The sequence below is a fragment of the Acidiphilium sp. C61 genome, from assembly GCF_905116885.1.
Taxonomy (GTDB): Bacteria; Pseudomonadota; Alphaproteobacteria; order Acetobacterales; family Acetobacteraceae; genus Acidiphilium.
The window spans coordinates 571,938-585,346 of the sequence record NZ_CAJHNI010000005.1 but is presented as its reverse complement, the minus strand read 5'-3'; the positions used below and the strand labels follow the sequence as shown (position 1 = coordinate 585,346).

General features: G+C 68.1%; 13 protein-coding genes. 7 read left to right on the top strand and 6 right to left on the bottom strand.

Translation table 11 applies throughout. The features are described from left to right. Nucleotides 1-4 precede the first annotated feature (4 nt). Nucleotides 5-775 (bottom strand): enoyl-CoA hydratase-related protein, encoded by a 771-nt coding sequence (locus HUW10_RS05525; RefSeq protein ID WP_174502595.1) that lies wholly within the window; start codon nt 773-775, stop codon nt 5-7. A 208-nt stretch (nt 776-983) separates the two neighbouring features. On the opposite strand from HUW10_RS05525, the gene HUW10_RS05520 reads away from it, so the two are divergent. From HUW10_RS05520 to HUW10_RS05495, 6 genes are read left to right on the top strand one after another with little or no spacing between them, the layout of a single operon-like run. Further along, nucleotides 984-2,000, top strand: a complete 1,017-nt coding sequence (locus HUW10_RS05520; protein WP_174504754.1) for a site-specific DNA-methyltransferase — start codon at nt 984-986, stop codon at nt 1,998-2,000. Beyond that, nucleotides 1,997-2,905, top strand: coding sequence for a YicC/YloC family endoribonuclease (locus HUW10_RS05515; protein WP_174502594.1), 909 nt, complete (start codon nt 1,997-1,999; stop codon nt 2,903-2,905). The genes HUW10_RS05520 and HUW10_RS05515 overlap by 4 nt, the downstream gene beginning before the upstream one ends. A gap of 6 nt (nt 2,906-2,911) precedes the next feature. Next, a complete protein-coding gene (gene gmk / locus HUW10_RS05510; RefSeq protein ID WP_174502593.1) occupies nt 2,912-3,526 on the top strand; it encodes a guanylate kinase in 615 nt (204 codons plus the stop codon). A gap of 50 nt (nt 3,527-3,576) precedes the next feature. Then, entirely contained in the window at nt 3,577-3,783 is a 207-nt protein-coding gene (locus tag HUW10_RS05505) for a DUF3311 domain-containing protein (RefSeq protein ID WP_174502592.1), read from the top strand. A 12-nt stretch (nt 3,784-3,795) separates the two neighbouring features. Next, nucleotides 3,796-5,325 (top strand): monocarboxylate uptake permease MctP, encoded by a 1,530-nt coding sequence (mctP, locus tag HUW10_RS05500; RefSeq protein ID WP_174502591.1) that lies wholly within the window; start codon nt 3,796-3,798, stop codon nt 5,323-5,325. A gap of 29 nt (nt 5,326-5,354) precedes the next feature. Next, entirely contained in the window at nt 5,355-6,596 is a 1,242-nt protein-coding gene (locus tag HUW10_RS05495; RefSeq protein ID WP_236656229.1) for an MFS transporter, read from the top strand. Here HUW10_RS05495 and HUW10_RS05490 read toward each other — a convergent pair. Both HUW10_RS05490 and HUW10_RS05485 read right to left on the bottom strand, forming a co-directional pair. Next, on the bottom strand, nt 6,572-7,354 hold the full coding sequence (locus HUW10_RS05490) for a class III extradiol ring-cleavage dioxygenase (protein ID WP_174504753.1): 783 nt from the start codon (nt 7,352-7,354) through the stop codon (nt 6,572-6,574). The genes HUW10_RS05495 and HUW10_RS05490 overlap by 25 nt on opposite strands. Continuing rightward, complete coding sequence (locus HUW10_RS05485) at nt 7,354-7,779, bottom strand: DoxX family protein (RefSeq protein ID WP_174502590.1); 426 nt, start codon at nt 7,777-7,779, stop codon at nt 7,354-7,356. The genes HUW10_RS05490 and HUW10_RS05485 overlap by 1 nt, the downstream gene beginning before the upstream one ends. A gap of 98 nt (nt 7,780-7,877) precedes the next feature. Here HUW10_RS05485 and HUW10_RS05480 point away from each other — a divergent pair, with 98 nt between their 5' ends. Beyond that, nucleotides 7,878-8,846: a LysR family transcriptional regulator gene (locus tag HUW10_RS05480; protein WP_174502589.1), complete on the top strand. Its 969-nt coding sequence runs from the start codon at nt 7,878-7,880 to the stop codon at nt 8,844-8,846. Here the strand turns inward: HUW10_RS05480 and HUW10_RS05475 are convergent. The 3 genes from HUW10_RS05475 to HUW10_RS05465 all read right to left on the bottom strand — a co-directional run bounded on the left by HUW10_RS05475 (nt 8,765) and on the right by HUW10_RS05465 (nt 13,339). Beyond that, on the bottom strand, nt 8,765-10,213 hold the full coding sequence (locus HUW10_RS05475; protein ID WP_174502588.1) for a lyase family protein: 1,449 nt from the start codon (nt 10,211-10,213) through the stop codon (nt 8,765-8,767). The genes HUW10_RS05480 and HUW10_RS05475 overlap by 82 nt on opposite strands. Nucleotides 10,214-10,276: 63 nt before the next feature. Next, the gene (locus HUW10_RS05470; RefSeq protein ID WP_174502587.1) at nt 10,277-11,596 is read right to left on the bottom strand and encodes an AAA-associated domain-containing protein; all 1,320 of its coding nucleotides are present in this window, start codon (nt 11,594-11,596) and stop codon (nt 10,277-10,279) included. 9 nt (nt 11,597-11,605) lie between these two features. Continuing rightward, complete coding sequence (locus tag HUW10_RS05465; RefSeq protein WP_174502586.1) at nt 11,606-13,339, bottom strand: ABC transporter permease subunit; 1,734 nt, start codon at nt 13,337-13,339, stop codon at nt 11,606-11,608. Nucleotides 13,340-13,409 lie beyond the last annotated feature (70 nt).

Sequence of the window (13,409 nt, the reverse complement as noted above, 5' to 3'; positions counted from 1 at the left end):
GGGGTCAGGAAAAATCCGGCTTGCGCTTGGCGATGAAGGCCTGCATGCCCTCACGCTGATGCGGGGTTCCGAACAGCGGCAGGAAGGCAGCGCGCTCGTATCTGATGCCTTCGGACAGGGTGGTTTCAAAGGCGGCGTTGATGCTGCGCTTGGCCTGCAGGAGTGCCACCGGAGACATGCTGGCGATCCGCTTGGCCAGTTTCGTCGCCTCCGCCATCAGCTCCGCCGCCGGCACGACGCGGGCGACGAGATTGGCGCGTTCTGCCTCTTCCGCATCCATCATCCGGCCGGTGAGGATCATTTCCATCGCCTTCGACTTGCCGATGGCGCGGGTGAGGCGCTGCGTGCCGCCCGCACCCGGGATCACCCCGATGGCGATTTCCGGCTGGCCGAACTTCGCGGTATCGGCGGCGAGGATGATGTCGCACATCATCGCCAGCTCGCAGCCGCCGCCCAGCGCATAGCCCGCGACCGCGGCGATCACCGGCTTGCGCATCGTCGTCACCACCTCCCACGACCGGCCGATGAAATCGTCGAGCCCGGTTGCCGGCCAGGTGCGGTCGGCCATCTCCTTGATGTCGGCGCCGGCGGCGAAGGCGCGTTCCGACCCGGTCAGGACGATGCAGCGGATCGCGGCATCGGCATCGAAGCCGCGCAGCGCGTCGCCCAGCTCGGTCATGAGCTGGTCGCACAGCGCGTTGAGCGCCTCGGGCCGGTTCAGCCGGATGAACGCCACGGCGCCGTCGGTTTCGGTGATGATCATTTCGTAGGGCATGAAATCCTCCGCATTGCCGGGGCAGGATGGCCCAATTCGCCGCCGATGCAACCCGCTTTGCCGGTCCGGATGCGAATCGGCCATTGACGCGACCACGGCGGGTTCGTCAGGTATAGGAGGGAGAGACAGACCGAGGCCCAAATTGCCCTTGACCGCCATTCGCGAATTGCCGCTCGATCAGCTTCTGCTCGGTGATGCCGTCGAGACGATGCGCATGCTGCCCGACGCATCGATCGACTGCGTCTTCGCCGACCCGCCCTATAACCTGCAGCTGCGCGGCGAGCTTCGCCGGCCGGATGACAGCGTGGTCGACGGTGTCGACGATGACTGGGACAAGTTCAGCGACTTCGCGGCCTATGACGCGTTTTCCCGCGGCTGGCTCGGCGAGGCGCGGCGGCTGATGCACAAGGACGCGACGATCTGGGTGATCGGCTCGTATCACAACATTTTTCGCCTCGGCGCGATCATGCAGGATCTCGGCTTCTGGATCCTCAACGACGTGATCTGGCGCAAGACCAACCCGATGCCCAATTTCCGCGGCCGGCGCTTCACCAATGCGCACGAGACGCTGATCTGGGCGGCGCGCGAGCGGACATCGCGCTACCGCTTCAACTACCAGGCCATGAAGTCGCTGAACGACGACACCCAGATGCGCAGTGACTGGACGATCCCGCTCTGCACCGGCGGCGAAAGGCTGCGCAACCAGCACGGGCTGAAGCTGCATCCCACCCAGAAGCCGGAAGCGCTGTTGCACCGGGTGATCCTGGCGGCGACCAATCCCGACGATGTGGTGCTCGATCCGTTCTCCGGCACGGCGACGACGGCGGCGGTGGCCAAGCGGCTGAACCGGCATTTCATCGGTATCGAGCGGCATCCGGCCTATGTCGAGGCCGGCTGGGCGCGGCTGCGCGAGATGCGGGCGGCGCCGGCGCATCTGACCAAGGCGATGCCGAGCCGCCGCGATGCGCCCCGCATCGCCTTCGGCGTGCTGGTCGAGCGGGGCATGGTTCCGCCGGGAACGGTGCTGCACGACCGGTTGCGCCGCGTCAGCGCCACCGTCGCAGCCGATGCCAGCATCATCGCCGGCACCCATCGCGGTTCGATCCATCAGGTTGGCGCGGCGGTGCAGAATGCGGCGAGCTGCAATGGCTGGACCTTCTGGCATGTCGAGCGCGAGGGGCGGCTTGTCGCCCTCGATCATGTGCGCGAAACGCTGCGGCCATGAAGATGTCTCTCGCCTCGATGACCGGTTTCGCCCGCCACGCGGGCACGCATGACAATGCCAGCTTCGTCTGGGAAATCCGCAGCGTGAACGGCCGCGGGCTCGATCTGCGGCTGCGCCTTCCCGCCGGGCTGGACGCGCTGGAGCCGGCGCTGCGCGATGCCGCCGGCAAGCGGCTCAAACGCGGCAATGTGTCGGCGACGCTGACGCTCCGGCGCGAGGCGCAGGCGGCGATGATGGTGGACGAGGCGGCGCTCGAAGGGTTCCTGCGCCATGCCCTCGCACTGTCGGACCGGATTCCCGGGGCGATGGTGCCGCGCGCGGAGGCGCTGCTGGCCCTGCCCGGCGTGATCCGCCCCGCCCTCGCCGACGAGGCCGCCGATGACGCGCAGTCGGCGCGGCAGGAAGCTCTCGCCGCCACCCTCGCGGCCGGGTTCGACGCTGCCCTCGCCGCCCTCGACCAGGCGCGGCGCGAGGAGGGGCAGCGGCTTGCCGTAATCGCCGGCGACCTGCTCGATGCGATCGAGCGGCTGATCGCCGCGGCAAGAGCGCATGCGCCGGAACAGGCGGCACAGCACCGCGCCCGGCTGCAGGCGGCGCTGGCCGACCTGCTCGGCGCTGCCGATCCGCTGCCGCAGGAGCGGCTCGCCCAGGAAATCGCCCTGCTCGCCACGAAATCGGATGTGCGCGAGGAACTCGACCGGCTGGACGCGCATGTCGGTGCCGCCCGCGCGCTGCTGGCCGACGCCGTGGCGGTCGGCCGCCGGCTTGACTTCCTGATGCAGGAATTCAACCGCGAGGCGAACACGCTGTGCAGCAAATCCGCTTCGCTGGAGCTGACCGCGATCGGGCTCGACCTCAAGGCGACGATCGAGCAATTGCGTGAACAGGTGCAGAACATTGAGTAGGCCGGCATGAAGCGGCGCGGCATGTGCCTCGTGCTCGCCGCCCCCTCGGGCGCGGGCAAGACCTCGCTCTCGCGCGCCCTGCTCGAGGGCGATTCATGGATGTCGCTGTCGATCAGCGCGACGACACGCGCGCCGCGGCCCGGCGAGGTCGATGGCGAACATTATTTCTTCAAATCGCCCGAAGAATTCGCCGCCATGGTCGAGACTGGCGCGTTCCTGGAGCACGCGACTGTGTTCGCGCGGCGCTACGGCACGCCACGTGCACCGGTCGAGGCGGCGCTGGCCGCTGGGCGGGACATCCTGTTCGACATCGACTGGCAGGGATTTCGCCAGCTCCGCAGCGCCTTGCCGAACGATGTGGTGGGCGTCTTCATCCGCACCCGCAGCGTCGAGGAGTTGCGGGCGCGCCTGGTCGCGCGCGGCGACGATGCCGAGACCATCGAACGCCGGATGGAGGAAGCCGAAAGCGAACTGGCCCACCAGATGGAATTCGATTTCATCATCGAAAACACGGATTTCTCCGCCGCACTGTCGGATCTGCGGGCCATCCGGCGCGCCTGCAGGCTGGCGACCTCACGGATTGTTGAGGATACCTTGCCCCGGGAGGGCAAGTCCGTCTAAAGGGCTGTAACGTTGTCGTAATCGACATTCACTTAACCCGGAGTCATTCCATGCCCGATGACAACACGGAGCGTAAGCCACGCGTTTCGTTCTGGCGGATCCTTCTCGTGGTGCCGTTCGTGGCCACGCTTTGGGTTCCATTCTTCAATCACGCCAAGCCGGAAATCGCCGGCTTTCCCTTTTTCTACTGGTACCAGCTCCTCTGGGTCGTGCTGTCGGCGATCCTGATCTGGATCGTCTGGCGCGTCGAGAGCTGAGGAGCCCGAACCATGTTTGCTGCAGGCATTGTCTTTGCCGTTCTGGTCGTTGCCGTCCTGATTCTGGGCTTCTTCGCCGCGCGCTGGCGTGGCGGCGATCTCAGCCAGCTTCATGAATGGGGCCTGGGCGGCCGCCAGTTCGGCACGCTGATCTCGTGGTTCCTGATCGGTGGCGATCTCTACACCGCCTACACCTTCATCGCCGTTCCCGCGCTGATGTTCGGCGCGGGCGCGATTGCCTTTTTCGCGGTGCCATACACGATCGTCGCCTACCCGATCCTGTATGTCGTGTTCCCGAAAATGTGGCGGGTGGCGGCGAAATACGGTTTCGTCACCGGGCCTGAATTCGTCCGCGGCCGCTATGGCAACCGCTGGCTGGCGCTGGCCGTCGGGGTCACCGGCATCATCGCGACCATGCCCTATATCGCGCTTCAGCTCGTCGGCATGCAGGTGGTGATCGGCGCGTTCAATCTCGGCATCGGGTTCGGCGGCCATCTGCCGCTCATCCTCGCCTTCCTCGTGCTCGCCGCCTTCACCTACACGTCGGGCCTGCGCGCGCCGGCGATGATCGCGGTGGTAAAGGATACGCTGATCTACCTGACGATCATCGTCGCGATCATCGCGATCCCGTCCTCCCTTGGCGGATTCGGGGGTGTCTTCGCCAAGATAGCGCATGCGAAGCTGCTGCTGCCCATCCCCGGCCCGCACACCACGGGCGTCTATTCGGGCTATGCGACCCTCGCCCTCGGCTCGGCCATGGCGCTGTTCCTCTACCCCCACGCGCTGACCGGCATTCTCTCCGCCCGGTCGAGCGAGACGGTGCGGAAGAACGCCGTCATCCTGCCGGCCTATTCGCTGATGCTCGGCCTGATCACGTTGCTCGGCGCCATGGCGATCGCCGCCGGCGTTGCCGCGCTGCCGCAATTCGCCGCCGGCTTCAAGACCTATGGTCCGAGCTTCGCCGTGCCGGCGCTGCTGATCCATACCCTGCCGGGCTGGTTCGTCGGCGTCGCCTTCGCGGCCATTGCCATCGGCGCGCTGGTGCCCGCCGCGATCATGGCGATCGCCTCGGCGAATATCTTCACCCGCGACATCTGGAAGGAGTTCGTTGCCCCCGGCATGTCGCCCAGCGCCGAATCGCAGATCGCGAAGCTGTTCTCGATCGTGATGGTGATCGGCGCGCTGATCTTCATCTTCGGCCTGCCGCAGAAATACGCGATCCAACTGCAGCTGCTCGGCGGCATGTGGATGATCCAGATCTTCCCGTCCATTGTGTTCAGCCTGTTCACCCGGTTCTACAATGGCTGGGCGCTGCTGGTGGGCTGGGCCGTCGGCATCGGGCTGGCGACGCATTTCGCGTTGCTCAACCACCTGAAGGGATCGATCTATCCGTTCCATATCGGCGGTGTGACGTTCCCCTGCTACATCGCGCTGGCGACCTTCGTCGTGAACGTGCTTTTGGCCACCGTGCTGTCGCCGGTGTTCCACGCCATCAAGTCGGACCGCACGCGCGACGTCACCAGCAGCGCCGACTACGCCTGAGGGATGGCGCGCGCCTTGCGCCATCGTCGATGAGCGGCTCCACGCCCCGCCGGCGCGGGGCCGCTTTCGGCTTCATCATGGCTACGATCCTGCTGGACATGCTGGCCATGGCGATCGTCCTGCCGGTGCTGCCAGCGCTCATCACCGGGCTCGTGGGCGGGCAGCCAGTGCTCAGCGCGCATGTCTTCGGCGCCTTTGGCGCGGCCTGGGCGGCGATGCAGTTCATCGCCTCGCCGATGCTTGGCGCGCTGTCCGACCGGTTCGGCCGGCGGCCGGTAATCCTGCTCTCCTGCCTCGGCCAGGCAGTGGATTTCACCGTGATGGCGCTGGCGCCGTCGGTCGGCTGGCTGCTCGCCGGGCGCATTCTTTCCGGCGCCTCCTCTGCCAATATCGCCGCGGCCAACGCCTATATCTCCGATGTCACGCCGCCGGAGCGCCGGGCGGCGGCTTTCGGCGTCTCGGGCGTTGCCGCGGCCATCGGCTTTGTGCTCGGGCCGGCTCTGGGCGGCCTGCTCGGCGCGGTGTCGCTGCGCCTGCCGTTCTGGTTCGCTGCCGGCCTGTCTCTTGCGAATTTCCTGTATGGCCTGGTGGCGCTGCCGGAATCGCTCGCGCCGCGCCGGCGGCGACGGATCGGCTGGCGGGGCCTCAATCCGCTCGATGCGCTGCGCTTCTATCGCCGGCCGGGCGTGGCGGCGCCGGCGACGATCTACGCGCTCGGTACGCTTGCGCTGCAGGCGGTGCCGTCGGTCATGGTGCTCTACGTGCAGGAACGGTTCGGCTGGCGCCCGCAGCTGATCGGCGCGGCCCTCGCCGCCGCCGGGGTGGGGTTTGCCGTGGTCGGCGGTGTAGTGGTCGGGCCGATGGTGCGCCGGCTCGGCGAGCCGCGGACACTCATCCTCGGCCTGATCGGCGGTGCCGCCGGGTTCGTGCTGTTCGGCTTGGCACCCGATTCGCAGATTTTCTGGATCGGTGTGCCGGTGCTTTCGGCCTGGGGGCTGGCGATGCCGGCGGTGCAGGGGATCATGGCGCACCGGATTGGCGGGCGCGAGCAGGGGCGGTTGCAGGGCCTGCTCGCCAGTCTGACCGGGCTGACCGCGCTGGTCGGTCCGCTGCTGTTCACCACGATCTATGCGGCGACGCTGGGGCCTGACGGCACGGCGGATGTGCCCCGCTCGGGCACCGCCCTCGTCGTCGCCGGGCTATTGCTGCTCGCCTCGCTGATCCCGCTGCGCTGGGCGGTGCGGTATCAGGCCGGAAGGCCGAACCCGTAGGCATCCATCCGCAGGATGGCGTGTTCGGTCGAGTTGTGCAGTCGCCGCGCCGCGTCGCCCTCTCCGGCGCCGATCGCGGTGAAGAGCGGCAGCAGATGTTCCTCGGTCGGGTGCTCGTCGCGCGCATGCGGCGCGCGGGCGCGATAGTCGAGCAGGGCGGCGATGTCGTTGCCGGCAATCGCCTCGTCCATCCAGGCGCTGAACGCCGTCACGTCCTCGGTTTCCGGCGCGTCGACCGGCTGGCCGCGGAAGCGCCGCAGGTCATGGGTGAAACTGCCGGAGCCGACGATCAGCACATCCTCGCGCCGCAGCGGGGCCAGTGCGCGGCCGATGTCGAAAGCGTGGCGCGGGCCAAGCCGGGTCTGGACCGAAAGCTGGAGCACGGGGATGTCGGCCGCCGGATAGGCCAGCAGCAGCGGCACCCAGGCACCATGATCGAGCCCGCGTTTCGGGTCGAGCCCGGTCGGGAAACCGGCCTCGCCGAGCAGGGCAGCGATGCGCTGGGCCAGCGCCGCATCGCCCGGCGCGGGATAGGCCAACTGGTAGAGCGCGCGGGGGAAGCCGAAGAAATCGTGAATAGTCCCGTTGCGCTCGACCGCATTGACCATCGGCGCGTCCGTCTCCCAATGCGCGGAGACGACGAGAATGGCGCGCGGCCGGGGCAGGGTGGCGGAAAGTCCGGCGAGGAAGCTCCTCGCCGGGGTTTCGGTCAGCGCCAGCATCGGCGAACCGTGGCTGACGAAGAGAGCGGGTTGCATCATGTCGTCCTCCGGCCGAACGGGGTCGGGACAAGCGCGTAGGGACCATCGCCGATCAGGGCAAGCACCACGAGTGCGACGGCCCAGAACGCGGGATATTCCCATCCGCCGCCCTTCGCCGTGAAATAGAACCCGTTATGGATATGCACCAGCGCGATGGCGCCGATCAGGTCGGGCACGATCAGCAGCGCGGCGAGGCGGGCCCAGATCCCCAGCACCAGCGCAACGCCGGCGGCAAGCTCCCAGAGCATGACGAACAGGCCGAACCAGCCCGGCAGGCCGAGGCTGGCAAAGAAATGCTCCGTCCCGGCGGGGGTAAAAATGGCGTATTTCAGCCAGTCATGGGCAAAGAACAGGAAGCCGAGGGTCAGGCGCAGCAGCAGCGCGCCATAGCCGGCCGTTCTTGCATCGATTTTTGGGTCCATATGCGTGATCTCCTTCACAGCCGAGATAGCCATGCGAAGTCGGATGGTTAATACCCGAATTTTCGGTTATCGTCATGCGATTTTGCATGGAAACGCCGATGGATTGGGATGATCTGCGCAGCTTTCTCGCCATCGCCCGCGAGGGGACGCTGTCGGCGGCAGCGCGCCGGCTTGGCGTGCGGCAATCGACGATGGGGCGGCGGCTCGCGGCGCTGGAGGCGCGGGCCGGGGTGCGGCTGCTGGAACGCACGCCGCGCGGCTTCCGGCTGACCGTCGCCGGCGAGGCGGCGCGCGCCGAGGTGGAGCGGATGGAGGCGGCGGCGCTGGCAGCCGAGCGCGCGGTCAGCGGCCGGGATGTACGGCTGGAAGGCACGGTGCGGCTGACCACCGTCGCCGATTTCGCGGCTGCCGTGCTGATGCCCGCGCTCGGCGATCTTGCGTCCCGCTATCCGGGGATCGTGGTCGAGCTGATCGCGGACGACCGGACCTTTTCGCTGGCGGCGCGCGAAGCCGATCTGGCCATCCGCCTGGCGCGGCCGCGTGGGCAGTCGCTGCTCGGCCGGCGGATCGGCACGGTATCGTTCGGCCTTTATGCGAGCGAGGCCTATCTTGCCGCGCATCGCGCGCCCACGCTGCCGGGCAGCGTGGGCGAGGGGCACCGGCTGATCCTGTCGCGCGACGAGACCGGCGCCTATCCTGAGCTCGATGCCCTGGCGGCAATGGCGCCGAAGGCATCCGTCGCCCTCAGGACCGACAGCCGGGTGAGCCAGCTCGCCGCCGCCCGCGCCGGGCTGGGCATCGCCGTGCTCGGGCACCACGTTGCCCTCGGCGCGGGGCTGACGCGGATCGATTCGCCGCCGCTGCCGGAGCGGGAAATCTGGCTGGTCCAGCACGAGGATACGCGCGACGTGCCGCGGATCCGCGCCGTCGCCGATGCGCTGGCGGCGAGGATGCGCGCGGCGGAGCCGATCTTTGCCGGGCGGGGTCAGGCGCCGGCCACGCCGGAGCCGACGAGCCTCGCCGGATCGCAGAGCCGGTCGAACGTCGCGGGGTCGACGCCGCCATAGCCAGTCGCCGCCTCGCGCAGCGTCAGGCCGTGTTCCGCCGCGTGATGGGCGATGGCGGCGGCGCGGTCATAGCCGATCTCCGGGCTCAGTGCCGTCACCAGCATCAGCGAGCGGCCGAGCTGCTCGTCGATCCGCACGCGGTTCAGCTCGGTCCCCTCGACCGAGAACCGGCGGAAGGCGGTGCAGGACTCCGTCATGGTCCGGCAGGTGCGCAGCACGTTGTTGATGATCAGCGGACGCATCGCGTTCAGCTCGAAATTGCCCTGGCTGCCGGCGAAGGCGACCGCCGCGTCATCGCCGATGGTCTGGATGCAGACCATCACCAGCGCCTCGCACTGGGTCGGGTTCACCTTGCCGGGCATGATCGAGGAGCCCGGCTCGTTTTCCGGCAGCAGAAGCTCGCCGATCCCGCAGCGCGGGCCGGAGGCGAGCCAGCGCATGTCGTTGGCGATCTTCATCAGCGCTACGGCGAGGCCGCGCAGGGAGGCCATCGTCGCCACCATCGCATCGAGCGAGGCTTGGGCAGCGAACTTGTTCGGCGCGGTGACAAAGGGCTTGGAGGTGGGCGCGGCGATCCGTGCGGCGATCGCCCGGCCGAAGCCGGCGGGGGCGGCGAGGCCGGTGCCGACCGCGGTACCGCCGGCGGCGAGTTCGAGCAGCCCGCCGCGCGATGCCCGGACCCGCGCCAGCGCGTCGCGCAGCTGGTGCGCATAGCCCGACCATTCCTGCCCCACGGTGAGCGGCACCGCATCCTGCAGATGGGTGCGGCCGGTCTTGGGAATGTCCATCCAGGCAGCGGCCCTGGCCTCGATCGCGCCGGCGAGCGCGTCGATGGCGGGGAGGAGTTCGTCGTCCAGCGCCGCGAGGGTTGCGACATGCATGGCCGTGGGGAAGGTGTCGTTGGAGGATTGCGACCGGTTGACATCGTCATTCGGGTGAATCGGCGCGTGCGCGCCGGGGGCGGCGCCGAGCAGCTGGTTCGCCCGCGCGGCCAGCACCTCGTTGAGGTTCATGTTGGACTGCGTGCCCGAGCCGGTCTGGTAGACATGCAGCGGGAAATGATCGTCGAGCGCGCCCGCCATCGCCTCCTCCGCGGCGCGGATAATCGCCGCCACCTTCCAGCCGGGCAGCACGCCAAGCTCCTCATTCGCCTCGGCCGCCGCCTTCTTGACCAGCGCATAGGCGCGGTAGAGCGCGGTCGGCATTCGCTCGCCGATGGCGAAATGCCGCAGGCTTCGCTGGGTCTGGGCCCCCCAGTAGCGATCCGCCGGCACTTCGATCGCGCCCATCGAATCGTGCTCGGTGCGGGTGCCGGTCGCATCGATGCCGACCGGCACGTCACGCAGTCTTTCTGCTCCGGTGTTCATCTGGAGCAGATGGCGTGCCGCCCCCGCCGGTTAAAGCGGGCAGGGGGGCAAGGCCGGCCGGGCCTATTCCTCCTCGATATCCTCGAGGCTGAACTGCTGGGCTTCCTCGTCATAGGAATAGATCTCGGCGTAGCGGCCCCAGGAGATGGCGGTGCGCAGCGTTTCCTCGGCGCGCTCGGGCGACATGTGATCCTCGAGCTCGTCGCGGAAGCGAACGGCGGAGGCGCGGTGGTTCCACCGCTCGTCGATGACCTGGCGGATCGCGGCGACGAGCTTGACATTGGCCAGCGCCGCCGCGGCGAAGATCTGCTTGCGCTCCTCGGTATCGGCATGGACGAAGTTGCGTCCCTGCTCGGTGAGGCGGATGTCGCCATCCTCAAGCTCGGCGAAGCGGAGCAGTTGCAGCGTTTCGCCGAGCGGCAGCAATTCGTCGGCCTCGTATTGCAGCACCGAGGCGAGCGCCGGCAGGTCGGCCCGTCCGTCATAGGGCGGGGCGGCGAGGGTTTCCATCAGGCCGGACATCAGGTTGGTGCCGATCGGATGCAGCGGGGTGGCGAAGCCGGTGGCCGGGCGGGCGGCCTCGGCCTTCAGGTCGGCCGGCGACTTGCGCCGCGTCATCACCGCGTAAATGTCGTCCACCATCTTGCGGAAGGCGGGGTCGAGCCGGTTGCGCGGATGCGGAAACGGCACCCGCAGCTCGTGCGCGACCCGCCCGGGATCGGACGAAAACACGAGGATACGGTCGCACATCAGCACCGCCTCCTCGATATTGTGGGTCACGATCAGGATCGATTTCACCGGCAGCTTGCCTTCCGACCACAGATCGATGAGGTCGGTGCGCAGGGTTTCGGCGGTCAGCACGTCGAGCGCCGAGAACGGCTCGTCCATCAGCAGCAGGTCGGGATGGGTGACCAGCGCGCGGGCAAGGCCGACGCGCTGGCGCATGCCACCGGAAAGCTCCTTCGGATAGGCGCCGTCGTAGCCGCCGAGGCCGATCAGGTCGATCGCCTCCTCGGTGCGCTCCTCGCGCTCGCGCCTCGCCACGCCCTGCGCCTCCAGCCCGAGTTCGACGTTTTCCTGCACCGTGAGCCAGGGAAACAGCGCAAAACTCTGGAACACCATGGCAACACCGCGCACCGGGCCGCTTACCGGCGTGCCCTTCCACGACACGTCGCCACGGGTCGGGCGCAGCAGGCCAGCAATGATCCGCAGCAATGTGGACTTGCCCGAGCCCGAGCGGCCAAGCAGGCCGACGATCTCGCCCTCGCGCAGCGTCACGTTGACGTCATCGAGCACGATGAGTTCGCTGTTGGCTTCCTTCGGGTAGGATTGCCGGCAGTTGCGGACATCGAGCAGGATGCCGGGCGGGGTTTGCTGGTCCATCTCTCCTCCTTATCCGAAATTGGTCCGTCGGCTCGCATAGGCGTAGAGCGGCCGCCACACCAGCCGGTTGAAGCCGAGCACGAACGCCGCCATCACCGCCACCCCGAGCACGATGCGGCTGGTATCGCCCGCCACGGTCGCCTGCGCGATATAGGCGCCGAGCCCGCGCGCGACCAGCGTGGTGTGGCCCCAGGACGCCACCTCCGCGACGATCGAGGCGTTCCAGGCGGCACCCGTCGCGGTCAGCGCGCCGGTGACGAAATAGGGCAGTATCCCGGGAATGATCAGCCGGCGCCACCGCAGCAGCCCGCGCAGGCGGAAATTCGCCGCGGCCTCCCTGAGATCGCCGGGCAGGGCGGCGGCACCTGCGACCACGTTGAACAGGATGTACCACTGCGTCCCGAGGACCATCAGCGGCGTCAGCCAGATGTCCGGGGCGAGGCGGAAATAGACGATGCCGGCGACCACGACCGGGAAGACCAGATTTGCCGGAAAGGCAGCGAGGAATTGCGCTGCCGGCTGAACCAGCCGGGTCGCCCAGGGCCGGAACCCGACCCAGACGCCGACGGGCACCCAGACCAGGCACGAGATTGCCAGCGCCGCGATCACGCGCGCCAGCGTGTAGAAGGCAAGAACGACGCATCGGGCAAGATCGCTCCAGTGCATCGTCCGCGCGCAGAATTCGACCACCTGCGCCGAGGCGATCCCGGCCGCGATGATCACGACGGCATAAAAGGCGGCGTCGCCGATCCGGCTGGCGCCACGGGCTCGCCCCGCGGACACGAACGTCCGTTCCGCCCGGCCGAGGCGCAGGCGGACGATGTGGGCAAACTGGTCGCTCAGCCAGTCCCCCGCCGCGCGGAGCAGAAAGGTCCGGCGCAGCAGCCGCAGTACCCACGGCTCGGTCTCGCCGGCGGAGGGCACGGTCTCGAACCGGAACTTGCCGGACCAGGCGACGAGCGGGCGGAACAGCAGCTGGTCATAGAGCAAAATCACCACCAGCATGGCCAGCAGCGCATAGACGATCGCCGCGAAATCCCGGTGCTGCAGTGCGACCGCGACATAGGAGCCGATACCCGGCAGAGTGAAAGTGGTGTTGCCGACCGTGATCGCCTCGGAGGCAACGACGAAGAACCAGCCGCCGGACATCGAGAGCATGGTGTTCCACACGAGGCCGGGCACGGCGAAAGGCACGTCGAGCCGCCAGAAGCGCTGCCAGGGGGTCAGCCCGAAACTGCGGCAGGCCTCGATCAGGTCCGCCGGCTCCGTGGTCAGCGACTGGTAGAAGCTGAACGCCATGTTCCAGGCTTGGCTGGTGAAGATGACAAAGACGACGGCCAGTTCGGCGCCGAGTTCCTGCCCGGGGAACAGGTGCAGGAAGAACAGCACGGTGAAGGAGATGAAGCCCAGAATGGGAATCGACTGGAGGATGTCGAGAACCGGAATGACGATGATCGCCGCGCGCCGGCTTTTCGCGGCAAGGGTGGCCACGGTGAAGGTGAAGCCGAGCGAGACCAGCAGGGCGGCGAACATGCGCATCGTGGTGCGCAGCGCGTAGCCGGGCAGCCAGGCCGGGTCGAGATGAATGTGGCCGGACTGCATCTGCGCCAGCGGCGTCAGCGTGCCCCGCGCCACATGCGCAACACCGATCAGCAAGGCGAAGACGAGGGCGATCGCCGCGGCGTCCCACGCGTTGGGCAGCCGGCGACCGTGAACGAGGGCGGGCGGGACTGGTCGTGTCATGTGCCGATCCGCTTTGAAACGAGTGCCGATTGTCGAACTGAAGCCGGGCGCTGCACCCCGCCTGCCCTGC

Bases quoted from the DNA above. Each gene is read 5' to 3' on its own strand.
- HUW10_RS05520 (WP_174504754.1), top strand. From the start codon at position 984: ATGCGCATGCTGCCCGACGCATCGATCGACTGCGTCTTCGCCGACCCG.
- HUW10_RS05475 (WP_174502588.1), bottom strand. From the start codon at position 10,213: ATGAACACCGGAGCAGAAAGACTGCGTGACGTGCCGGTCGGCATCGAT.
- HUW10_RS05505 (WP_174502592.1), top strand. From the start codon at position 3,577: ATGCCCGATGACAACACGGAGCGTAAGCCACGCGTTTCGTTCTGGCGG.
- HUW10_RS05525 (WP_174502595.1), bottom strand. From the start codon at position 775: ATGCCCTACGAAATGATCATCACCGAAACCGACGGCGCCGTGGCGTTC.
- HUW10_RS05480 (WP_174502589.1), top strand. From the start codon at position 7,878: ATGGATTGGGATGATCTGCGCAGCTTTCTCGCCATCGCCCGCGAGGGG.
- mctP (WP_174502591.1), top strand. From the start codon at position 3,796: ATGTTTGCTGCAGGCATTGTCTTTGCCGTTCTGGTCGTTGCCGTCCTG.
- HUW10_RS05515 (WP_174502594.1), top strand. From the start codon at position 1,997: ATGAAGATGTCTCTCGCCTCGATGACCGGTTTCGCCCGCCACGCGGGC.
- HUW10_RS05465 (WP_174502586.1), bottom strand. From the start codon at position 13,339: ATGACACGACCAGTCCCGCCCGCCCTCGTTCACGGTCGCCGGCTGCCC.
- HUW10_RS05485 (WP_174502590.1), bottom strand. From the start codon at position 7,779: ATGGACCCAAAAATCGATGCAAGAACGGCCGGCTATGGCGCGCTGCTG.
- HUW10_RS05495 (WP_236656229.1), top strand. From the start codon at position 5,355: ATGAGCGGCTCCACGCCCCGCCGGCGCGGGGCCGCTTTCGGCTTCATC.
- HUW10_RS05490 (WP_174504753.1), bottom strand. From the start codon at position 7,354: ATGCAACCCGCTCTCTTCGTCAGCCACGGTTCGCCGATGCTGGCGCTG.
- HUW10_RS05470 (WP_174502587.1), bottom strand. From the start codon at position 11,596: ATGGACCAGCAAACCCCGCCCGGCATCCTGCTCGATGTCCGCAACTGC.
- gmk (WP_174502593.1), top strand. From the start codon at position 2,912: ATGAAGCGGCGCGGCATGTGCCTCGTGCTCGCCGCCCCCTCGGGCGCG.